This is a genomic window from Verrucomicrobiaceae bacterium (genome assembly GCA_016713035.1).
GTDB lineage: Bacteria > Verrucomicrobiota > Verrucomicrobiia > Verrucomicrobiales > Verrucomicrobiaceae > Prosthecobacter.
In genome coordinates this window covers 609,060-630,853 of sequence record JADJPW010000002.1, presented here as the reverse complement: position 1 = coordinate 630,853, position 21,794 = coordinate 609,060, and the positions used below count along the sequence as shown (strand labels likewise).

At 56.0% G+C, this 21,794-nt stretch carries 24 protein-coding genes; 11 read left to right on the top strand and 13 right to left on the bottom strand.

Features of this window, described 5'->3' with window-relative positions:
* Positions 1–148 precede the first annotated feature (148 nt).
* A complete protein-coding gene (locus IPK32_09730; GenBank protein ID MBK8092234.1) occupies positions 149–1,420 on the top strand; it encodes a DUF87 domain-containing protein in 1,272 nt (423 codons plus the stop codon).
* A gap of 111 nt (positions 1,421–1,531) precedes the next feature.
* Here IPK32_09730 and tnpA (IPK32_09725) read toward each other — a convergent pair whose 3' ends face one another.
* From tnpA (IPK32_09725) to IPK32_09715, 3 genes are read right to left on the bottom strand one after another with little or no spacing between them, the layout of a single operon-like run.
* Positions 1,532–1,972 carry an IS200/IS605 family transposase gene (gene tnpA / locus IPK32_09725; GenBank protein MBK8092233.1) on the bottom strand — a complete coding sequence of 147 codons (441 nt, stop codon included), beginning with the start codon at positions 1,970–1,972 and terminating at the stop codon, positions 1,532–1,534.
* A gap of 32 nt (positions 1,973–2,004) precedes the next feature.
* The gene (locus tag IPK32_09720; GenBank protein MBK8092232.1) at positions 2,005–2,796 is read right to left on the bottom strand and encodes a hypothetical protein; all 792 of its coding nucleotides are present in this window, start codon (positions 2,794–2,796) and stop codon (positions 2,005–2,007) included.
* Positions 2,793–3,299, bottom strand: coding sequence for a hypothetical protein (locus IPK32_09715; protein ID MBK8092231.1), 507 nt, complete (start codon positions 3,297–3,299; stop codon positions 2,793–2,795). Before IPK32_09715 ends, IPK32_09720 begins: the two co-directional genes overlap by 4 nt.
* 371 nt (positions 3,300–3,670) lie before the next feature.
* Here IPK32_09715 and IPK32_09710 point away from each other — a divergent pair, with 371 nt between their 5' ends.
* Complete coding sequence (locus IPK32_09710) at positions 3,671–4,633, top strand: replication-relaxation family protein (protein MBK8092230.1); 963 nt, start codon at positions 3,671–3,673, stop codon at positions 4,631–4,633.
* Positions 4,634–4,920: 287 nt separating this feature from the next.
* Here the strand turns inward: IPK32_09710 and IPK32_09705 are convergent, their stop codons facing one another.
* Positions 4,921–5,286 carry an SET domain-containing protein gene (locus tag IPK32_09705; GenBank protein MBK8092229.1) on the bottom strand — a complete coding sequence of 122 codons (366 nt, stop codon included), beginning with the start codon at positions 5,284–5,286 and terminating at the stop codon, positions 4,921–4,923.
* 82 nt (positions 5,287–5,368) lie between these two features.
* On the opposite strand from IPK32_09705, the gene IPK32_09700 reads away from it, so the two are divergent.
* The 8 genes from IPK32_09700 to IPK32_09665 all read left to right on the top strand — a co-directional run bounded on the left by IPK32_09700 (position 5,369) and on the right by IPK32_09665 (position 14,151).
* Complete coding sequence (locus IPK32_09700; protein MBK8092228.1) at positions 5,369–5,632, top strand: helix-turn-helix transcriptional regulator; 264 nt, start codon at positions 5,369–5,371, stop codon at positions 5,630–5,632.
* A gap of 119 nt (positions 5,633–5,751) precedes the next feature.
* Complete coding sequence (locus IPK32_09695) at positions 5,752–7,200, top strand: DUF3375 domain-containing protein (GenBank protein ID MBK8092227.1); 1,449 nt, start codon at positions 5,752–5,754, stop codon at positions 7,198–7,200.
* A 6-nt stretch (positions 7,201–7,206) separates the two neighbouring features.
* Entirely contained in the window at positions 7,207–7,839 is a 633-nt protein-coding gene (locus IPK32_09690) for a DUF4194 domain-containing protein (GenBank protein MBK8092226.1), read from the top strand.
* Complete coding sequence (locus IPK32_09685; protein MBK8092225.1) at positions 7,832–11,218, top strand: hypothetical protein; 3,387 nt, start codon at positions 7,832–7,834, stop codon at positions 11,216–11,218. The genes IPK32_09690 and IPK32_09685 overlap by 8 nt, the downstream gene beginning before the upstream one ends.
* Positions 11,215–12,387 carry a hypothetical protein gene (locus tag IPK32_09680; GenBank protein ID MBK8092224.1) on the top strand — a complete coding sequence of 391 codons (1,173 nt, stop codon included), beginning with the start codon at positions 11,215–11,217 and terminating at the stop codon, positions 12,385–12,387. Before IPK32_09685 ends, IPK32_09680 begins: the two co-directional genes overlap by 4 nt.
* A gap of 99 nt (positions 12,388–12,486) precedes the next feature.
* Entirely contained in the window at positions 12,487–13,542 is a 1,056-nt protein-coding gene (locus IPK32_09675) for a toprim domain-containing protein (protein ID MBK8092223.1), read from the top strand.
* 4 nt (positions 13,543–13,546) lie between these two features.
* Entirely contained in the window at positions 13,547–13,876 is a 330-nt protein-coding gene (locus IPK32_09670; GenBank protein MBK8092222.1) for a hypothetical protein, read from the top strand.
* Entirely contained in the window at positions 13,873–14,151 is a 279-nt protein-coding gene (locus IPK32_09665; protein ID MBK8092221.1) for a hypothetical protein, read from the top strand. The genes IPK32_09670 and IPK32_09665 overlap by 4 nt, the downstream gene beginning before the upstream one ends.
* 41 nt (positions 14,152–14,192) lie before the next feature.
* On the opposite strand, the gene IPK32_09660 is transcribed toward IPK32_09665, so the two are convergent.
* Positions 14,193–14,639 carry a hypothetical protein gene (locus IPK32_09660; GenBank protein ID MBK8092220.1) on the bottom strand — a complete coding sequence of 149 codons (447 nt, stop codon included), beginning with the start codon at positions 14,637–14,639 and terminating at the stop codon, positions 14,193–14,195.
* Positions 14,640–14,681: 42 nt separating this feature from the next.
* Entirely contained in the window at positions 14,682–14,930 is a 249-nt protein-coding gene (locus tag IPK32_09655) for a hypothetical protein (protein ID MBK8092219.1), read from the bottom strand.
* A 149-nt stretch (positions 14,931–15,079) separates the two neighbouring features.
* On the opposite strand from IPK32_09655, the gene IPK32_09650 reads away from it, so the two are divergent.
* Positions 15,080–15,259 carry a helix-turn-helix transcriptional regulator gene (locus IPK32_09650; protein ID MBK8092218.1) on the top strand — a complete coding sequence of 60 codons (180 nt, stop codon included), beginning with the start codon at positions 15,080–15,082 and terminating at the stop codon, positions 15,257–15,259.
* Positions 15,260–15,288: 29 nt separating this feature from the next.
* On the opposite strand, the gene IPK32_09645 is transcribed toward IPK32_09650, so the two are convergent.
* From IPK32_09645 to IPK32_09615, 7 genes are all read right to left on the bottom strand, one after another.
* The gene (locus IPK32_09645) at positions 15,289–15,783 is read right to left on the bottom strand and encodes an ATP-binding protein (protein ID MBK8092217.1); all 495 of its coding nucleotides are present in this window, start codon (positions 15,781–15,783) and stop codon (positions 15,289–15,291) included.
* Positions 15,784–15,913: 130 nt separating this feature from the next.
* Positions 15,914–16,348: an IS200/IS605 family transposase gene (gene tnpA, locus IPK32_09640; protein ID MBK8092216.1), complete on the bottom strand. Its 435-nt coding sequence runs from the start codon at positions 16,346–16,348 to the stop codon at positions 15,914–15,916.
* 19 nt (positions 16,349–16,367) lie between these two features.
* Positions 16,368–17,675 carry an ATP-binding protein gene (locus tag IPK32_09635; protein ID MBK8092215.1) on the bottom strand — a complete coding sequence of 436 codons (1,308 nt, stop codon included), beginning with the start codon at positions 17,673–17,675 and terminating at the stop codon, positions 16,368–16,370.
* A gap of 18 nt (positions 17,676–17,693) precedes the next feature.
* Complete coding sequence (locus IPK32_09630; protein MBK8092214.1) at positions 17,694–18,728, bottom strand: SIR2 family protein; 1,035 nt, start codon at positions 18,726–18,728, stop codon at positions 17,694–17,696.
* Positions 18,729–18,735: 7 nt separating this feature from the next.
* Positions 18,736–19,536: a TatD family hydrolase gene (locus IPK32_09625; protein ID MBK8092213.1), complete on the bottom strand. Its 801-nt coding sequence runs from the start codon at positions 19,534–19,536 to the stop codon at positions 18,736–18,738.
* The gene (locus tag IPK32_09620) at positions 19,533–20,891 is read right to left on the bottom strand and encodes a hypothetical protein (protein MBK8092212.1); all 1,359 of its coding nucleotides are present in this window, start codon (positions 20,889–20,891) and stop codon (positions 19,533–19,535) included. The genes IPK32_09625 and IPK32_09620 overlap by 4 nt, the downstream gene beginning before the upstream one ends.
* 4 nt (positions 20,892–20,895) lie before the next feature.
* Entirely contained in the window at positions 20,896–21,744 is an 849-nt protein-coding gene (locus IPK32_09615; protein ID MBK8092211.1) for a hypothetical protein, read from the bottom strand.
* Positions 21,745–21,794: the final 50 nt, after the last annotated feature.

Here is a 21,794-nt window from a genome sequence, read left to right as displayed (position 1 = left end):
AGTTCTTCCCCGAAGCCTAGCGCTTCGGGTATCGGCGGCAGCTTCTCTCCTCCCCGGCTCCTCAACACAGGTTTGCCGGTTGTTTTTGTTGTCGCGCTGATCGCACGGGGCGCGATGGCAGGAATTGGCGAGGGCAGCCGCCTCCGATATGACACACATCTACCTCGGCCAACGCGTTGGTTACGCGGGCGTTCTGCTGCCTTGCTACTTCGACACGGCTCATCTCACGCGACACGTTCACGTTCTTGGCAAGACCGGCATGGGCAAATCGACGCTGCTTCGCGCGATCATGTCGGGTTTGCTGGAGCATTCAGGCTTCTGCCTGCTCGATCCGCACGGCGACCTCGCCCGCTGGGCTTTGGATGTGATACCGCCCCACCGGCTTGGTGACGTGATTTTTTTAGATGCAGCCGACCCCGAGTATGCCCCAGCGCTCAATCTCGTCTCCAGCGCCATTCCAGAGGCTCACAGGCCCCGTGTAGCATCGGCCTTGTTGTCTTCGTTTCGCCATCTCTGGGCCGAAAGCTGGGGTCCACGCCTGGAATACATTCTCTACCACTCTCTCCGCACGCTGCTGGATGCTGGAAACGTGAGCCTGATTGCTCTGCCACGCCTTCTTGTAGATGAGTCCTTCCGATTGTCGATCGTGAAGCAGTGTCGTGATCCGTTCATCCGCTCGTTTTGGAGCACAGAATATGACGCATGGGACAAACGTTTTCGGCAGGAAGCCATCGCTCCCATCCAAAACAAACTCGGACAGCTCGCGGCATTGCCACAGCTCCGCCACATATTCGGCCAGGTTAAGCTGCGAGTGGATTTCGCGGAGGTGTTGCGTGAGGGCCGCATCGTGATCGTAAACCTCGCAAAAGGCAACCTCGGCGAAGATGCCGCACGCATCATCGGCTCACTGCTCGTTTCCAGCCTCTGTTCAGCCGCCATGGAGCGCGGCGCTTCAAACACGAATGAACGCCGAGACTTCACGCTCATTCTCGACGAGGCTCAATCTTTCCTCTCCGATGCGCTTGTCTCAGTGCTCTCCGAGTCACGTAAGTTTGGTCTCGGCATAGTGCTCTGCCATCAATATTTCGCGCAACTTCCTCCAGCCATTCAGACCGCTGTTCTTGGCAACGTCGGCAGCACCTTCGCCTTCCGCGTTTCAGGGGACGATGCGGAGGTGCTCGCGAAGCACTACGGCACCGTTTTTTCACCCTCAGGCTTCATCGAAGCAGCACCATTCACAGCGCTTGTCAGGCCAGTGGATAGCGTGGGCTATCCGTTTCGCCTGCTGATTACATCAGCCAACAATGAGACTCGCTCCAACGCGAACCGCGTCCGAGATCGAAGCCGTCAGCAATACTGCTCCCTCCGCTCGGAGGTAGAGCGCAAGCTGTCCAAGTGGATAATTGATTCATGCTTCTGATGTTTCGATGGTGCGGCTACAAGCGCTTGGGCTTTGTTGAATAGTTCACCTGGGTAGTGCAGCCAGTCAGATACCCCCGGCAAAGCCGGGGGCTTGTAATATGTTAACCGCTCAAAGCGGGTTGTTCTGTGCTTGGGGCCGCCAGTAGGCGGGCTTATCCTCCTGCTCCTGGTTTTGAATGTACGCTCGCACCGCCGCTTCATCTCGACCCACCGTTGAGACGAAGTAGCCCCTCGCCCAAAAGTGTTGCCCCACGAAGTTTCGTCGTCGTCCGCCATATGTCCGTGCCAGATGTATCGCGCTCTTGCCCTTGATGTAGCCTACCACCTGCGACACCGCATACTTCGGCGGTACGCTCAGCAGCATATGCACATGATCCGGCATCAGATGGCCTTCCTCCACGCGGCATTCTTTCTGCTCCGTAAGCGATCTGAATACCGCACCCAAATATGGACGCAGCTCTTTGTAGAGCACTTTGCGCCGACATTTCGGGATAAAGACCACATGATATTTACATTCCCATTTCGTATGATTTAGACTTTGTTGTTCCATTGGATTGCTTGGTTTTGTGTCACTTTGAGCGGTCACACATCACCAGCCATCCGGGGACTCCCGGAACTGTCAAACTCTGGGAGTCCCCCAGCAAAGCTGGGGGTTTTCCTGGATAAATAAGGATCGCCTTCCGTCTCGACAGGGTCCAGTCGGCAGATGACCGGTTGTTCCCCGTGCTTATTGCGGACGGCTTCAAACGCAGGCATGACAACGCCGGAAGTGAATGCGGCATCATTGCCGACAGTGAGAAAGCTCTCGAACAGGACCGCATGTCTCAAGAACAATCGGAAAAGCTCAGGGTAGTAGTTGTCAGCACTGCCGCCATGCTTTTGAAACCATTGCGAACCGTCGTGCCTCACCACGTTTCGTGAGAACGCAGCTTCATCCATCAAAGCATGATGAAACGGCACGATCCCCACACCGTTTCGTGTATGCAGTTCTCGGAGCCGCTTTCCGTCGCTGCCATTCATTTCTGCGATGCTCAGACAGCGGATGCGTTCTCCGCCATTGCGCCCGGTCCCCGAGTGAAAGCGCATCTTCAGCAAGGAGTGCTTGGCTGGATTGAAGTGAACGAACTTATCCTCGTGATACTCCAGCACCAACGGCTTCAGTCCGGCGGAGGTAGCCGCTGTAACAAACCGCTGCATTTCAAAGTTCGGCGTCGCTACTTGGCGGAACAGCACGGCGTGCGAATGAGTGGCGAGCAGACACTCCAGCGCGTTCGCTATGGTCATATTTGCCTCACGGCGTCGCTTTTGCAGTATCTCCACTGCTTCGCGTATCGGTGTGTAAATACACGCCAAGTCTGTGCCAGCCGTCTTCATGACTGGAACCGGTGCCAGACCCCGGCTAAAGCGGCGGACACCACACCCGAGCGCAGCGTCCAGTAGAGGTTGGAAACAAGAACGCTGCCGACGAAGATTCGCCTGTCGCGTGCGGTGAGGCCATCGAACCGGCCACGGCGAAAGTATGCCGTGGTGATAAAGGCGTCCTGAAACACACACAAGGCCACGAACACGAAGGCATCACCCTTCTGCACGGCCCATAGGAGCACTCTCTGCCACCATGTCGGCGAGTCCAGATCAACAAGGCGGGTCAGACTACCAGCCCCGACCCAGTCGATGCGCATCCGCTCATAGAGCAAGAGAGTGGCCCCGCATTGCAGACCAGCGAGGAAAGTCATGACGGCTCCGCCATAGAGCAGCCCAAGCCGATGAACGGCATAAACGTAAAGGAGGTTGTCGAAGCACCAGTTGAAGCTGGCGTAGAGCGCGTGACCACTGAACACAGTAGCAAGTCGCAGCGCCAGCCCTTGACGAGTGGGCAACGGCGACGAAACAGTGTTAGGACAAGACTCAGGCGGGAGGCTCAAGGAGGTGCGGCGTGGTGGTTCAGAGTCCACCTCCCTGGGGAATCACTCCCCCACCGACAGGTGGCAGGGGGTGTTAGAAAGTCGCAACAAGACGACCGCTGTGGTCTTTAGCCACAGCAGAAGCCGTGACCTGAACATGCACCACCGCCACCCCCGACCATTTGGTCGAGTTGGCGGCGTCGCTTTTCGGAGAACGCCTATACCGCTTGTTGATGAGACTTTCTAAGGCCCCAGCACTGGTCTCCCAGCGCCATTGTGAACATAGAGGCCCCGGTTGATCTGCAAGTGCGCTCCCTCTACGAATCCAAAAATGATAAACTGGTTATGTGCAGAAACCGAGGCTGAGGAAGCCACGGTTCATTCGCTCGGATGGTTTTCCGCCGCTTCACCTAACGGAGCGGGATGTCAGCATTCTTCGACTGGTCGAGCGTCATCGTTTTGTGTCCTCCCGTCATGTCACGCAAATGATTGGCGGCAGCGCTCAGCATGTGACTCGGCGGCTCGGACGGCTGTTTCATGTTGGTTTTCTGCACCGGCCACGAGGGCAGCTCTGGCTCCCACGAGGCGGAAATGCACACCTGGTCTGCTGCATCACCTTCTCCGGTCAGGCCATCCTGCGCGAGCGCGGACTGCCGACCTATGCCTCGCCGCCACGCTCACGCGGCGAGACGATGGCGCTCTCGTTATCTCACTTTCTGTGCGTGACAGATGTCATGCTTGCGCTTGAGCGCTCCGCTGTTGCTGAAGGCTCATGCTTTCTTCATCACGATGAATGGCGCACTGAGGATGAGGCTAGACTCTTCCAGATGCGCTGGGGCGCAAATCTGACCTACGATGGCAAGCGAGTCCGCACGGCGGTCCTGCCCGATGGTGCGTTTGCCATCGAGAAGAGTGGCAAAAGATCATATTTCTTCGTCGAGGTTGATCGCGGAACGATGCCCGTTTCGCGCGGCGGTTCGGAGCAAACTTCCTTTCGTCGCAAGGTGCTCGCTTACAAGGCGACTCGTGACACAGGCATTCTCTGGAAGCGTCATGAGGTCAGCGGCTTCCGAGTGCTGGTCATCACCGAACACTCAAGGCGTCTTCGGTCCCTACAAGCGACTACCGCAGACTGCTTCCAGCGTGGCGAGTCGAGCATGTTCTGTTTTGCCCAGACCCAGGCGATGCTGCAAGCGCCACTCAGTTCATGGCAAACATGCTCCGGCAAAGACGCTGTCTTGGTCGACTCCTCACCGACGATTCAGCCCTATCGGCTACAAATTCAAGAGCAGCAAAGAAGCGACTCCTAATGCCAGACCGATGACTTCTCTTGTCGTAAGCTGTTCTCCGAAAAAGACGACACCGCATATCGCCAGACTCACGCTCCAGAAGATGGAGAACGATGTTCCCGATGTCGATAGCTTCACGGTTTTCAGCACGATTACCCAACTGAATCAACATAGGCCGTAGATCAGTGATCCCAGAATAAAGCTGGCGGATGTAAATGGCTGCGGAAGCAAGGCGGCGCGTTTGAGAAAAACGTCTCCTGCCGTGCAGATCACGACCAGCCATCCAATGTGAAGCCAAGCGTTTGTCATCATTTGCTGCGGAATGAGTAGCCCAATTGGTTGTAATCTAAGGTGATCTCCTCGCCGGGCTGAATGTCACGAATAGCCGTGATCACGTCACCGTGATCCAGCGCATTCGGAGTGTCTGAATGATTCATGAATCGGTCATCGTCTCCCGTGAGCAGATAGCAGCCGCAGTGCTTCTCGAATGACGAGTAGTAGAGCGCCTGTTGCTGTGCCGGAGGTGGCAATGCCTGGAGTTGCTCTTCGGTGAATCGCACATCGAACGGAGGGTCGAAGGCCCAGATCACCTCCCCAGCAGCGATAAACTGTCGAGCGAACAAGCCATTCCCGTGGATGGCGGAGGGTTGAGCGGCGGCGTGAACTCGGAGCATAACGTCTGTCTGGAAAACCAGACATTTTGTCTGGTTTTCCAGACAATCACAACGAAAAAGGTCCATATTGTCGGGGGCTTCAATGAAGGCCCCTCGCAACAACATCGTAGGACCCCAGGTCATGCGGATTCGGAACGACAAGAACATGTCGCAAGCCGATCTCGCTGTGGCCTGCCAGTTGATTGGCTGGGATGTTTCCAGAGGCGTGATTGCACGGATCGAGGGACGCTTGAAGTGGGTCTCCGACTCTGAATTGCTGCAACTTGCGAGGGCGCTCAAGGTATCTGTGCCGGAGTTGTTTCCGACGAATACCCAGCGTTGGTTCAAGCCTTCTAAAGAGGGGTGAGAAAACCGATTGGAAGGCTTCGGAGGTCATTCCTCCCTCAATTGGCGACGAAGCAAGTTTCTGCCTGGACACTCGCGCTTCGAGCTTCAAAGTGGAGCGTGCGACTTGAGCAACTACATGTGTTTTTCAAGACATCCCCAGCCGTCTCAATGCTGAGGTCGCCGAATGCTCCCTACGTGATCGCATTTCTGCATCGCTGTTTTAAGGAGTCCGGGAATGTTCAGGTGCCGCTGTCAGAGTTGGCCGTGGCTTTGGGACGCTTTGTTGAAGATGTGCGCGAGAGTGAGGAAGATAACCAAATCCTGCCCGACAAGCCAGAACGCTACTTGGCCGAATGGTGTGCGGATGATAAGCGATGGCTGAGGCGCTTGGTTGCGGTCGGAAAGGATGAGCCGGTTTTTCAGCTCACCCCTCACAGCGAGGCGGTCATCGCGTTCCTTGATCGCGCTTTGGAGCAGGATGTCGGGTTCATTGGCACTGAGTCGAGATTGAAGTTGGTGATTCAAACCCTCTCCGATCTGGTCATGAGCGCCAGCGAGGACCGTCAAGCACGGCTGAACCAGCTCCGGCAACAGAGGGCTGAGATTGATGACCAGATTTCTCGCCTTGAGTCTGAAGACGACATGCCACAGCGACCGGCGGCGATGATCAAGGAAGGCTTCGCAACTGCGTTGAGCATGCTGAAGCAATTGCTCGGCGATTTCCGGGGTGTGGAGGAAAAGTTCCGCGAGATTACTCGTCAAGTTCAGCGTCGTCAGACTGACCCCAGGGAATCGCGAGGCACGCTTCTAGGCTTCGCTTTGGACGAGGAAGACCGGCTCAAGCAAGAGGACCAGGGGGTGAGCTTTCATGAGTTTTTGCGATTCATTTTGCAGCCTGCACAGCAAGAGAGACTCCGTGTGGTCATCGAGGAGTTACGGAAGCTTCGCGAGCTGGACGAGATGCGAGATGGAATGGACGTAGTTCGCCGAATGGTGCCTCTCCTGCTAGCCGAGGCAGAGATCGTGATGCGAACCACCCAACGGTTGTCTGCTACTCTGAGGCGCTTGTTGGATCAGCGCGCAGCGCGTGAGCGTCAGCGGGTGGCGGAGGTGCTTCGCGAGATCCGTGGTCTGGCAGCTCAGTGCGCGGCTATGCCGCCTCAGGGTGAAGAAGTAGAGTTGCGCGTCGATGAGGTTCCGGCCATCTACTCGGCGTTCTCGCGGACCTTTTGGACTCAGCCGTCGCGATTCGATGCACCCGCATTGTCCGCTCACGCAGTCAATGAAGACCGCCGCCGACAGGCATTCGCCGACTACGCAAAACTGTATGGCTTAGACTGGAAAGAAATGCGGTCTCGTGTGAAGACCCTGGTGCAACGTTCAGGCAGCGCGCGCCTCAGCGATGTGATTGCCAATCACCCCGTGAGGGCCGGTGTGATCGAGGTGCTTGGTTATGTCCAGATTGCCCGTGATGACGGACACATTATTCAACCTGAATCAACCGAGATGATCGTTCTACCGGGCTCGCGTCCAGACGCTCCTTCTCGCCTACTGGAAGTTCCATTCGTGCTATTCACCAAAGTTTGACCACTTATGTCGGCCGATGCCCTTCCAGAATTTCATGAGTCAAGCCTAGCTGCGGTGAGGTTGCTCCAAGGCGTCGTGTATAGCGAAGAAGAGAAAGTCTGGGCACCCTTGCTGTCGCATCAGACTCGGCTTGAGAACTACTTTGCCCGGCTGGGACTCACTCTCGTCGTTGATGAGCCGGACGGCTTCGCGTATTTGCGGCAACTGGGAGACGATGATTCCCGCCCGCCGGGTTATGAAATGCTGCCGGTGCTCATTCCTCGAAAGAGCCTTGGCTACCCGCTCACCATCCTTTGCGTGCTGCTGCGGGAAAGCCTCCGCCGCTTTGAGGACGAGGAACTGCATGACGAGCGATGTGTTGTAGAAACAGCGGCGTTGTTTGACGACTGGCGTGGATTCCAGAAACCGAGCAATGACGAGGTCAAACAGCAAAAAGAGTTCACAGCGTTGCTTCGAAAAGCGGAGGACGACCTTGGCTTCATCAAAAAGTATGCGGACGAGCCTGAGAGCTGGGAGGTTCGCCGCATCATCAAGGCACGGCTTCCGGCTCAGGAATTGGAGAACCTGCTCACTCAACTGAAATCCTATCTTGGCAGTGGACCGGGCAGGGACAACACACGTAGCCGCGACGATGGATGAGTATTCCTCCAGCCCACCGCACGAGCCTCCTGGCTACCGGCTGCACCGACTGGAGGTGTTCAATTGGGGCACATTCGATAGCACCGACGGGCAGGTTCATATCGTGGAACCACGGGGCAGCACTACGCTCTTGGTCGGGCGGAATGGATCAGGTAAATCCACTCTCGTCGATTCCTTGCTGACGCTGATCGTGCCGAATCAGATCCGCAACTACAACGTTGCGGCAGGGGCAGGAAAACGGGAGCGCGATGAAAAGACCTACATCAAAGGAGCTTGCGGCAGGCAAACTCGCGAAGGTGATGATGAAGGCGTGCGCGGAGCCGCTGTGAAGTTTCTTCGACCTCAGTCATCACACTATTCTGCATTGCTCGCGGTCTTCAAGAACGCCTCTACTGGCGCTGTTTTCAGCGTTGCCCAGGTGCTCCATGTCAACGCCGAGGGGTCGTCGGACAAGGTGTTCTGCTTCCGCGCTGGTGAGGCATCCATCGTCGGTGACTTGTCGGGCATCACGAGCATGGAGCGGTTGCGGGAGCAGATGCAGAAGCGCGGCTTCGTAGCGACCAAGAGCTATACAGAGTATCAGTCCAGGCTACAGAAGGCGCTACACTTCAAGTCCAAGGCCATCGACATCTTCAATCAGACGGTCGCGGTAAAGGACATCGAAAGTCTGAATGGGTTCATCCGTCAGCACATGCTTGAACAGAAGCCCTGGCGCGAGAAGATCGACGCCCTCCTTCAACACTTCACCCTCCTCAGTGAGGCGCACGGCAAGCTGGTCGAAGTGCGAAATCAGCATCGACTGCTTGGCCCCGTCAAAGAGCGTGGCCAGTCCTACCGGGCGATGGAGCAGAATCATCGATCCGTTAGCCAACGGCACGATGCGTTGGACGCATTTTTTCGCAGTCAGACAGTGGAGCTACTGGAGCCAAGGTTGGTATCACACCGCGAGGAATTTGGGCGGGCCAAAGAGCGCTTCGATCAGCTCACCGGTGATCTCAAGACCGCCGAGGAGTCGGTTCGGCAACTGAAGAATGCGATCGAGCAGGCGGGAGGCGAACGATTGAAACAAATCCCGCTTCTTATCGAGAATCAGCGGCTTCAGGCTAACAACAAGCGAACTGCGGCAACAAACTACTCAGCAACGCTTAACCGGGCCGGACTTCATCGGCTCATAAGCGATGCCAGTCAGTTCGAAGCGACACGCGTTGAGCTTAGAGCGGTCAAAGACAGGGCAGGTGTTGACCTGAAACGCCTTGAGGACGAGGCCACCGAGCTTGGCGTCAAGCAACACAGTGACCGAACGCAATACAAGGCAGATGAAGGGGAGTTGGAGGCTTTGAAGAACCGGCGAACAAACCTGCCAGAAAGCCACGTCTATCTGAGGCATCGCCTCTGCGAGGACCTTCGTCTTTCGCCTAACGATCTGCCATTTGCCGCCGAGTTGATGGCTGTGAAGCAGGAGGAATCCGAGTGGGAATCCTCCATTGAGCTGGTGCTGCGTGGGCTGGGTTTGAGTCTCCTCGTCCCCACTGGGCTTTACCGGCAGGTCAGCGACTACATCAACCGGACCCAGATCAGAGACGCAACTGGGCAGGGCCAGCGATTGGTCTATCTCCACGTGAAAGATGAGAAGCGATCTCCTCAACTCGCGTCCCCACACCAGGATTCGATGCTCCGAAAGCTTCATTTCCGCGAGGGACACCGTTTGCTCCCATGGTTGAAGGCAGAGTTGAACGAACGCTTCGACTATCGCTGCTGCTCAACAATGGACGAGTTTCGACAGGCTCATGGGCTCGCTATGACCCGGGAGCGTCATTTCAGGACGGGGCAGATAAGGCATGAGAAGAATGATCGCAGCCAGGCAGTTTCACGCCGCAACTTCGTGCTTGGATGGGACAACGCAGAGAAGCGTCAGGCGTTGCAGGGCGAGTTGCTACGCCTCGGGCAAGAGATAGACAAGCGTGAGCGCCTCATCGGAGACAAGCGTCGGATGATTGATGAAGCGAGAAACCGCTGTGAGGCATCTGAAGCCGCTCTGAGGTTCAGCAGTTTCGCCGACATCGACTTTGTCCCACATGAGGAGGAGATCACGAAGCTTGAACAAGAAAAGCGTTCGCTCGAAGACAAGAATGATGTGGTCCAGGGCCTCAAGCGGAGGCTTGTTGAGGCAGAAGCTCGAAAGGAAGCAACGGACCGAGATCGCAATGAGGCATTGACGGCATCGAAAGACCTCGAGAAACAAATCCAGGGAGCGGAAACCCTGCTTAGAACGGCGAGAAGAAAACTGGATCAACTGGAGACCGAGGGGCGGCTACAAGCAATGGCCTTGGTGTTCGCTGACATCGAAGCGGAACTCGGCGATACGCTCACTGCCGATACTCTCTTCGATCATGAGAACAGCCTGAGGCGCATCTATGGAGACGCCATCGCACAGCATGAAAATGAGATTGCCCCGCTTCGTAACGCCCTGATCACGGCGATGTCCGCCTTTGTCAGCGAGTTCAAGGACATGAAGCATGAGCTGATGCCGACGCCTGACTACCTCGACAGCTACCTTGCTCTCCGCGAATCCATAGAACGCGAAGGCCTGCCCCAGCAGGAGCAACGCTTTAAGGAGCGACTCAACGAGAAGGTCACGCACGAGATCGGTCTTCTGAACGGCGCACTTCAGTCCGAACAGGGCGACATCGTCTCCAAGATAGACATTCTCAACGAATCACTCCGTGAGCTGGAGTATCGTCGTGGCACTTGGATCAGTCTTGAGGCCCGGCAGATGAGGGATGTCGAGATTCATGATTTTCAGCGTGACATCAAGGAGTGCTTGTCGGGGAGCTTCGAGGGAACTCTGGAAGCGGATGAGGCGCGCTATCTCCGCATTGCCAAGCTCATCGCCAGACTGCGGGATGAACCGCGATGGACCGAGAAGGTGACTGATGTTCGTCGTTGGTTCGATTTCGTGGCGCGTGAGATTGATGCTGACACGGGAGCCGAACGCGAAAGCTACAGCGACAGTGGGGGCAAGTCTGGCGGAGAGAAGGCGAAGCTCGCTTTCACTATCCTGGTCGCGGCCATCGCATACCAGTATGACATTGATCCGAGACAGCCCATCAGTGATAGGTTTCACTTTGTCGTCGTCGATGAGATGTTCTCAAAAGTCGATGATCAGTATTCAGAGCACGCACTGGAGCTATTCAAGAAGTTCGGATTGCAGTTGCTGATCGTTGCGCCCCTCGATGCAAAGGCTCGCATCACCGAGCCCTATGTTGGTTGTTACCTTCATGTGCTCAAGGATGACCGGACCAATCTATCTGAAGTATTCAGCATGAGCGCCGAGGAGTTCAGGGAACTCGCCACCTCAGCGCCTGAAGCTGACCCATGATCTCACCGGACGACATCCGCAAGAAAGCGATCAACCTCTACCCCGCCTACGTGAAAGCCTGGCTGGTCGGGGAGTCATTCTTTCCCTGCGTCATTCGGGGCAGCAAGACATTGAATGTCGATGATCCATCTGGATCAATTGCATCCATCCAATTGCTGCGCGATCAGTCAAAGGCGGTCACCGGTAAAGGATACTCTGTGGAATGGGTCGAACGCGCCTCCCGGAGCCATGGGCGAAACGCTTTTCCACAGCGTGTCATCGTTGAGTCCGAAGCGGACTTTCTCTGGCTCAATGGCAAGCGAGAAGATTTTGCGAGGTTCTCCAAAGCCGTCCTCACTCTCCGAGCGGAATTCCCTGAACTAACTCGCTGGATAGCATCTCACACTGCGAAACTCACCGAACTCGCAGATAGCGCGGAGGGTCTTGTGTCCGTGATGAAATACTTCAAGGCCCATCCAAAACCGGGTATGTTCGCTCGCGAGTTGCCCCTTCCAGTTCCCACGAAGTTCATGGAGTGGAACCAAACAGTATTGCGAGAGATGTTGGATCTGGTGTTGGACCCAACGTCGATTGACGCATCTGAAATGCAGTTTGAGCGACGATACGGACTGCGTTGTGTGCAGCCGCATCTGTTCATTCGCCTACTTGATCACCGATTGATGTCGGAGCTGGGGTTGCCCTTTGACGAGCTGTCGCTCCCCATCGACACCTTGGCCACACTCCCCGCCTCTGACCTGAGGGTTTTCATCGTTGAGAACAAGGTCAATGCTCTGACCCTTCCCATGATGAGCCGCTCCATAGTGCTCGGCGGGCTTGGTGATGGCGTCGTGCTGTTCCGACGCCTCCCTTGGCTTCCTGATTGTGATGTGATCTATTGGGGCGACCTAGACGCCGAGGGATTCGAGGCTCTTTCGTCTATCCGTTCGCATGCGCCTGAGGCAAAGACTATGTTCATGGATGTTCAGACCTTGAAAGTGTGGAGCATTTTGGGCAGCGAAGGCACAGGGAAGCGATCACCCAAGCCATTGCATCTTTCACCCGATGAAGCCGATGCCTACCGAGAGTGTTGCGAGTCCAATCTCAGGATTGAGCAGGAACGTCTTCCGCAAGCCGCAGTGATTGAGGCTCTGGCCGCACGCGGTTGGGGGACATCCTTCGTGATCGCGTAGAGCCATGGTAGAATAGCCCACGAGGAAGCCACACCAGCCGCGAACGGCTGGCCGTGGCTCTTTTTGTTCCAACTCCAAATCCAGGCGTTCCTTCACAATATGAGCACCCTTCATTCCCCACCCTCCAATGCCTTTGTGGACTTCAAGGAGGTGAAGTCCCGTGTCTCCATCATGCAAGTGCTGGAGCGATACGACCTCCCTCGTGTCCTCAAACGCAGCGCGGATCGGCTCTCCGGCCCTTGCCCGTTGCATCAGGGCACCAATCCCACGCAGTTCCGAGTGTCTGTGTCGAAGAACTGTTGGAACTGCTTCGGTTCTTGCGGTCGCGGCGGCAACGTCATCGACTTCGTATCGCTGCGCGAGAAGGTGTCGTTCCGTGATGCCGCTCTGCTTCTGCAAGAGTGGTTTATGCCGGAGAAGGCAGGCGGCATCGTTGCTGAATCTGCGAGTCCGTTGCCACGACCTCACTCATCATCGCCACCCACTTCCCCGCCGTCGCCAACGCAAGCCCCGGCGGCGAGCACCGGCGATGATGACGATGAGGCGGGCGACAACCCGCCTCTCTCATTTGAGCTGAAGTCGTTGAAGCAAGACCATCCGTATCCCGGCTCGCGCGGCATCACGCAGGCGATGGCGCAGAGCTACGGTATCGGCTTTTGCACCAAGGGATGTCTGCGGGGATACGTCGCCATTCCAATTCGGAATCGCGAGGGCAAGATCGTGGCCTACATTGGACGTTGGCCTGGCGATCCACCTGAGGACAAGCCGAAATACAAGCTGCCCAAGGGTTTCAAGAAGAGGCTCGAAGTATTCAACCTCGACCGCGCCTTGAAAGAGCCGAGCGATCACCAGTTGATCATTGTCGAAGGTGTCTTCGATTGCCTTCGCCTCGTGCAGATGGGTTACCCGCGCACCGTCGCGTTGCTTGGCTCATCGCTCTCGCAGCGACAGGAGGCATTGCTTCGCGATGCACCAGGCAAAGGCCAGATCACCTTGTTGTTCGATGCTGACGACGCTGGACGACACGGAGCCTCAGATTCAGCGGCTCGATTGTCGCGCTACGGCACAGTCCGCACCGTGGACATCGGCGAGTATCGGCACCAGCCGGAACACCTGGAGAAGCACGAACTCGAAGCCCTGCTTCGCACCCACTGAAACCATGGACGTTTATTGCTCCACCTGCGGCGAGCCGTGGGATAGCTGGCACCTCTACCAAGACGCCATCTATGAGACCGTCCTGCCCGAGGACGAAGCGTATGAGTGGGGGCGGCTGCCCCGCAAAGAGCGGCTATCCCCACGCTACCGCGCCGCCTTCCAGGAAGCCGGATACCAGTTCGGTCCCACCGTTATGCATCTCATTCGATGCCCCGGATGTCCCGATGATGCCAGGGCCAATGAAGGCCGCACCGCCATCAAGCACGCCATCGAGGAAATGCTGGACGACGACCTTGATGCCATCGCCGCCACCTTCAACGACCACCAACTATGAGCTCAAGAGCACCCCTGTTCCCTCTCGGGAATCTCTACTCGACCCCAGGCGCATTGGCCGTGCTGTCCCACGAAGACATCGCCCGAGCCATTACCCGCCATCAATTTGGCGATTGGGGTGATGTGTGCCCCGAAGACAAGCAAACCAACGACGAATCGCTGCAAACCGGAGCTCGCTTGTTCTCAGTCTATCGAGGGCAGAACGATGCCAAGTTCTGGATCATCACCGAGTCCGACCGCAGCGCCACAACGGTGCTGTTGCCGGAGGAGTATTGACCGACAAACCACAACCGCCACGCACGACGTGGCGGCTTTACTTATCTTAACTGCTTCTCCACAAACACCACGAAATCAGGGTCTTGAAACTCACGTATTTCGGTCCAAACTCTCAGCGGCAGTGGCGCGCTAAAGAACACGCAGACATTCCTCTCCATGCCGTGGGGTTTGAGCAATTCGTCCATCTTCACCGCTCGGTAAACCGTGCTCAGATGAAGAATGAGCGAGCGCATGAAAAGCCGCTCCCGATCAGTTGGAGGCTCCTTGACGAGGTCGCGCCCAGCTTCCTGCACTCCTGCCAGTTCAGGCGCATCCATCACTCGCGACCAAATATCCCGATGCTGTTGCGTCAGGCTGATCATGTTCTCAATGCGTCGTGCCTTCGAGTCGCGGTGCAGCCCGATCCCAGTGAAGATCAGGCCGCCAATGATACCGATGCTCTCTAACAGCGATTCACCGTGGTGGACAAGCCAGCGCGCGACCTCCATGCGCCAGATTATACCAAGCCTCTCTAGCGGCTCTATGATGTTCTACACACCGTCAGGAATATCGCGCTTGGCATCGACCAACACTCTCCGGGGAATCCGAACGATGACCTCGTGTGGCCCACAGCCCACACCAGCGGGCAGGTAAGGCTTGGCCGCAGGCGTGATGGGTTCCCCGATAATGGCGAAATCACCGTCGGCTAGCTCGAGGATGTCTGGGCACTCCGAGAGGGCAAGGCACTCTCTGGGGCCGCGCTGCGGGTTCTGAGGGCCGAGTTTGCGAAGGAAGGTCATGGCTGTCTTGGGTTTGGGCACAGCATAATTGCTCTCATTTTGGAAGCAAGCGCTTCTGCTGGGATTTTGCCAGCGTGAAAAAATCTGTGCACAGCAAACTCTCCAAGACCTTCTGCGACCGTATCCGGTCGCTGCGGGAGAAAGCTGGCATGACCCAGCGTGATCTCGCCAAAGCCCTTGGCCGTGAGCATGGCATGGTTGCGAGGATCGAGCTAGGCGAACGCCGAGTGGACCTTGTGGAGGCATTTGAACTCTTCAAGGCTTTGAAGACCGACCCGGCCAAAGAGGTGGCGAGTCTAATGGAAGAGTTTGAGGTGCTAACCAAGTAGCCACATCGATCTGAGACGAAACTTGCGTCTTACGACATGCTCTGCTTTCGCCAAGCTGTGACAGCATCTGAAACATTGTCACGCGAAGTGTCCTTTGCCCATTCATCCCAAAAATCCACCGTGCCGCTGTTCGGATGAGCGTTAGGGGTAGAGATGCGGATGCGACTCGGGAGCAGACTGGCATCTCCTACCACAAGAGCTTCACCTGTATCGAGCACCGGAAGGAGTTCTGCGAAACCGCCCAAGCTGTCAGGCAACATTCGGCGCACAACGTTCTGGTCCTCGGCGTTAGTCAATCTCAGAGCCACGAAGTTGTTGCATTGGCTGAGCACCGTCCGATTCACCTCGGATGGACGCTGGCTTACCACAACAAGGCCAACGCCATACTTGCGTCCCTCTTTGGCGATCCGCTCGAAGTGCCTGAGAGCAGCAGCCCCCACACTACCGCCCTCGCAAGCATCAGGGATATAGAGGTGGGCTTCGTCACAAACGAGCGAGATGGGATGGCGCTTCTCCTTTGGCATCCATTGCTGCACTGAAAAAATGAGGCTAGCAATCCGGGCCACAGTCAGATACCCCCGGCAAAGCCGGGGGCTTGTAATATGTTAACCGCTCAAAGCGGGTTGTTCTGTGCTTGGGGCCGCCAGTAGGCGGCTAGGACCCGTTGAACATCTCTAGTTGTTCGAGACGCTTATCCTCCTGCTCCTGGTTTTGAATGTACGCTCGCACCGCCGCTTCATCTCGACCCACCGTTGAGACGAAGTAGCCCCTCGCCCAAAAGTGTTGCCCCACGAAGTTTCGTCGTCGTCCGCCATATGTCCGTGCCAGATGTATCGCGCTCTTGCCCTTGATGTAGCCTACCACCTGCGACACCGCATACTTCGGCGGTACGCTCAGCAGCATATGCACATGATCCGGCATCAGATGGCCTTCCTCCACGCGGCATTCTTTCTGCTCCGTAAGCGATCTGAATACCGCACCCAAATATGGACGCAGCTCTTTGTAGAGCACTTTGCGCCGACATTTCGGGATAAAGACCACATGATATTTACATTCCCATTTCGTATGATTTAGACTTTGTTGTTCCATTGGATTGCTTGGTTTTGTGTCACTTTGAGCGGTCACACATCACCAGCCATCCGGGGACTCCCGGAACTGTCAAACTCTGGGAGTCCCCCAGCAAAGCTGGGGGTTTTCCTGGATAAATAAGTGGGAGGATGTCGGAGGGCACCTCAGAGCAATCAATGATCTTCACACCACCCTTGCCAGCAGCTTGATCTTTGGAGCCGTTCATTAGCATCTTAGAAAGTTTGGAAAGCCAATCGAATTGGCCCGCCTCAGCCGGAGCCGCCATCATGAATCCGAGCCGTCGATCACCCAGTTTGTTCTCTAAGCGAGCAATGAAGCGACTCAGCTTGCCATGGAAATCGCCCTGCTTATCGCCTCTCGAACCCTGCACCATTTCCTTGTCGAGCCGCTGAAGCTCAGCAAGCACGTGCTGCAAGTCATAAGGAACAGGACTGTCCACCGTGAAGTTGGCAAGCACGTCAGAGTGTCCACCCACCTCAAGGAATGCGCGCTTGGCATCCACCACCGTTCTCGCGAGCACCATCGCTTGGTTAGGGGCATTGTTATCGCTGCGGTCAACGAGCATAGTGGTCATATCATCGTAGCCGAGTAACCAGTAAGGAAAGAAAAGGACACCTTGGTCGAGGCCATTACTCACATTCAAATCACCAGGACCTGCAATCCGCAGATGGCGAATGCCATCGCCGGTAATGGTGCTGTATTCACCGTGAATATCGAAGAGCACAGCGTTCGCATTCGGCAAGAGAGCGACCTGCTCCATGAGCCGTGCCGTCGTCCATGACTTGCCCGATCCAGTGCTCCCCACGATCACCGCATGGCGTTGGAAAAAGCGGTTCGCATCCAGATAGGCTTCGGCGGCTTCATCCAAAGTGTAATGCCCTAGGCTGAGACGTGCGGCATCGCTGCGCCCCTGAAAGGAGACAGCTTTCATGAAGGTGGTCAGTCGCTCGCCCTCAATCGCGAAGCATCTCGCATCAATCTCTGGCACCGTTTCAAGCGTGCGGCGGAAGACGTTCTCCCGGCTGCCGAGCTTGTCGCAGAACGTGCCTATGAGTGTGATCCGAACCAAGTTCTGCTCCGTCGTCTTTGCAGTGGTTTCTTCGCCTTCGCTGTCAGCCAGGATTTTCTCGACCGTAGTGTCACGCGTGATTTTTTGGACAATGCCAACGAGATACTGACCCGCCTTCGAACTATGCAACACGACCAACCGGTTTACCTGGAGTTTGCGCAGTAGTTCCAGATTCTCTACCGACACGATGACGGTCGAGGTATCCACCGCTTTAACGTGGCCGAGCGCTTCTTCGTCTTGGTAGTTGAACAGTCCCATGTGATTTTTGTTTGGTGGTTAATCTCCGATCGTTGATCGCAAAAACTCGTCGAATCGCCAGATGGGGCGATCAAGTTTAATGCCGTCGGGCACGGCGCTTGTGTATGCAGTGGAGCCATCACCTGACTGCTCCAGTCCCAAAACGGTTGAGTGTTTGCACAGCTTCAGGAACGCACGCGCCTCTGGCGTCAACGTCCTAGCTAACACCACAACAGGAACTCGCTCGTTAGTTACGCGCTTTGTGAGCTTTGGCTGGATGTGCATGTCCCTGAACCCATATCCGACGCAGAAAATAGACCTCGCACTCGCAAATGCGCTATCGGAGCAGGCGATGATTGATCTGAAAGGCTCCATGTGGGTTGCTAGATATTTACCGGTGCCCGGAGTGACCATCAAAGGCTTGTGCGTTGCCGGAGCGTTAAGATCATCGGGCAGAGAAAAACTGTTTTCGCTATCGTCCATGAACCAATCCAGCGAACCGTGGACTTTCAGGATGTCCACCTGCCGGGTGCCTTGAGGAACCGGCGAAGTAAGTCGCCCTGATTCAAACGAACGCACATAAGCCCCTGCAAAACCTGTGGAATGATTTATTGCGCCAGCAACAGCCGCATACTCCGCAAGACGGTCATAATTCGTCGTCACCACGGACAGTCTCGTGTGGGTTGAACTGAGCAGATGACGAAACAGACGTGCGTGAGGTAGGTGCACCTTCCCTTGCACGAGTTGGGCTAAAAGTTCTCTGTCGCCTTCGATGACCATTTCACGCGTTGCGGCAACGACCCTTCGCTCCAAAGGCTCCGGCAATTGAACTTGATGAAGTGCTTTCTCCAGATCGCTCGTGTCAGCGAGAGCACTCTTAAAACTGTCCCAAATAGTGGCCTCGTTAGCTTCTGGGGCGACAGTTTTGAGCAGATGCGTTTGCAAGTCCCCCATGCCACCGACGCCATGAGCCAGTGAAGCACCACTGCCGAGAACGGTTACTGGAACACGCCCAAGGCACTCCTGACCAAGTTTCAAGATGTCATCAATTGTCTGGCTATTTGATTCACTCATCGAGGTGCTAGTGCGATTCTGATACAAGAGATTGCCGAACGTATGAACCGATGTGGCCGACGAACCGATCCACTTGCTCCAAGTTCGTGAGGAGTTGCACTCGAACCATATCCTCTGTGAGATTCTTGCGACGGGCAATGATCTCGACTGCGCCATCGACACATCCCGGTTGAAGTGGGGCTCCTTTGGCGTCTTTGGCGAACGGCCCGTCCGATTCCGTGAGCATCCGCTCAATGGGGATGGCGTCGATGATCTTCAGGCCATTCGCGCTCGCAGCCATAGACGGGTTGATTGAAAACCAACAGCCACCATCGACCGCACGGGCCACTTCGGCAGGTGTTCCCGAGAACCAGTGAAGAATGGGGAGTCCTTTTGAAATCGGCAACCACTCCTTCAGCATCTTGAGCACCTCAGGAACGGTTCGCACGGCATGAATTGAGAGCACTTTGGGGCCATACGCTGAGCAGGCTCGCAACACGCGCTCAAACACTCGGCGCTGCGCGTCTAGCGAGCGGTAGAATCGCGGGCCTTCATCCAGTCCAACCTCGCCAATGAACCGTGCCTCTTGAGCTAGCTCCTCGAATCGCTCGATCTCTTCCTCTCGGTCACCCACCACCTGGGGGTGCAGTCCCAGTCCAACGCGGATGAAAGCTGATTTTGCCGCAAGCTCCTGGTTATGCGGCCACGCTAGCGGGGTAGTTGTGACAGCGAGCATATTCACCCCCTGTTCCTCACAATTCTTGAACGCCCTAATGTGATCAGGGTAGAGGTCCAGATGACAATGAAAGTCTATGCTGCTCGGATTCATGCTTTGGATCGTCCTCCTGGATTTAGAAGAGCATCCACCTCGGCCATTCCCCGCGCATACATTGCAGCGTAGTCCTCCCATTCATCAGCGAACTCAGAGAGCGGCCCAGACGCATGGATCATAATTTTCGCCAAGCTGGGGTTCGCTTTCAGCCGACGAATGGACAGCAAAAAAGATCGAATGTTTTTGCCGTTTGCCTTGCCAGAGTCAGTCGCGACGACACCCAAATCCTTAACTCCATAGTATGTGGCATCTTCACCGAATGCGGCCCCCACGGATGCCCGCCTAATGATACAGGGCACACAGTAACCACAGTGCCCGTTTGGTTGCTTCTTCCACCGACCTTTGGTTGGTGATGAGCACGACATTGTGTCCTTGAGTTTTTCCTTGAGGAAAGTGCGGTCTTTGCACCCGCTTGCCATCTCTCCTTTAGTTTGATGCCGGTATGGGTTGTTCAACACAACTCGGATTCCGAGCGCAGAGATCACATTTTCGAATCTGCGCATGAAGTAGGGGTGTGTTGTGCGAGTGCTGAGTGCTCCCACTCTGAGCGGATCAAGCGGCGCATTGATAGCGATCAGTCCATTCTCAGGGACATAGAGTGTCGTGGGCTTGCCAAGTGAACTGGCACCAAGAACCCCCAGCGAGAAAAAGAGAAACGACCGCGATCTCTGCGTGTTCTCCTGCCCGCCTTCATCAATCGCGTCTGACGAAAAGCTTACATAGGCATCAATGGCCTTCCACGATGAGTCGCCATATCGTTCCTTTAGCCACCGACGGCAGATGTCTTGGTGAGTGCTGGTGATGCCGTCAGCGTGGTGGCTAATCAACAAAGGCTGCTCTCCATGCTTTAGCAGATCAATCGCTCCAATGAAGCTATCGAGTCCGCCCGAGAAGAGGCACGCACAACTGAGGCCGTGGAACTGTCCCTGAACCGGCTTGGCTAGAGTTGGTGAGCTTTTGGGCCGAGGACGGAAATAGACGCGCCAACGGTCACCAGTCAAAAAGTTAAGTCCCTTCACCAAAGCACCTTCTGCCGCGCTCCACGCAATTGGGTCAATTACGGGCAAATACAAATCGAACTCCCGAGTCCAACCGTCCTGCGAGTGTTCAGTGCGGGAGACGCGGGTGTCAGAGCAAAAAACAAGCGCGCCAAGAATGGCCAAATCAATCGCTGACTCGTGAGGTGCGATGCCGAGGTGTTCGAGAGTGTCGAGAACATTGCCGATTCCGAATCTGAAGGCACCGTCACCACGGAGGAAGTTGATGGAGGTGATTGTCGAATCCTTTTCGACAACGCCCACTTCCGCGCGGTCTTCATCTCCAAGACGACATACAATGCTGTGGCGTTTCATGGTTCTATTCGTCAGCGAATTGTTCCCAAAGACCGAAGGCTCCTGCATAGACTGACTGCACGGCAGCACTTGTCGCCACGGATGTTAGAGAGCCAAGTTTGGCCAGATTTTCTCCCGTCGATTGTCTCACGCCAGCAATGATGAAGTTATGCAGCGCGGCCTCGGCGGCCTCGACACCACCTAAGGTCTTCGGACCAGCTACCACACGATTGCCGATGTCATTGATCACCCTGATCTCGATGGAGCGGGCGATGAAGTCGAGAAGGAGATCATTCCACATTTCTGATGAAAGCTCCTCAATCAAGATGTCCGAGTGTTGGCAGAGATCGATCACCGCTTCGGTAAACGCCTGCCGCGCAATTGACTCGTCTAGCCCGCCACCAGCCGGACAGACAACATCCATCAATCTGGGAAGCACTTCTGACGCGGTATGCCCGACGCAGTCACCCAAGTGGACTTGAGCCAAAGCCTCCTGAGTGCCCGAAGATTGCACAGCGCCGACGAAAGAGGCGAGCTTTGACGCAGTAGCAGCAGATGATCCCATGCGCCGCACCGACCCAGACGCACCCTTGCCGCTCGACCGCACATAATGTCCCAGGGACCGTTGAAGGCTACGTTGGTCGCCTGTGTTGGCGAAGCGCGTGAAGTTGGCCCGAGCGGCTGTGAATCGATTGTCCGTTGGGGCGGGAGGAATGGGAGGGAGCGGCTTCTTGTTGTCGGGTGTTGGCGATTCAGAAGGCTCCTGCTGTGGCGTTTCTGTTGGGGCTGTCTCAATGGGTTCGGTATCGGGTAGCCAGGAAGGAATCAACGGCGTGGATGATTTTGGCCCGCCAAATGAGTTCGAAGTGCCCATAAATCAGAGTCAGTGCTTTGGCTTCGTGAGATTTGCGACACCTGCCACAG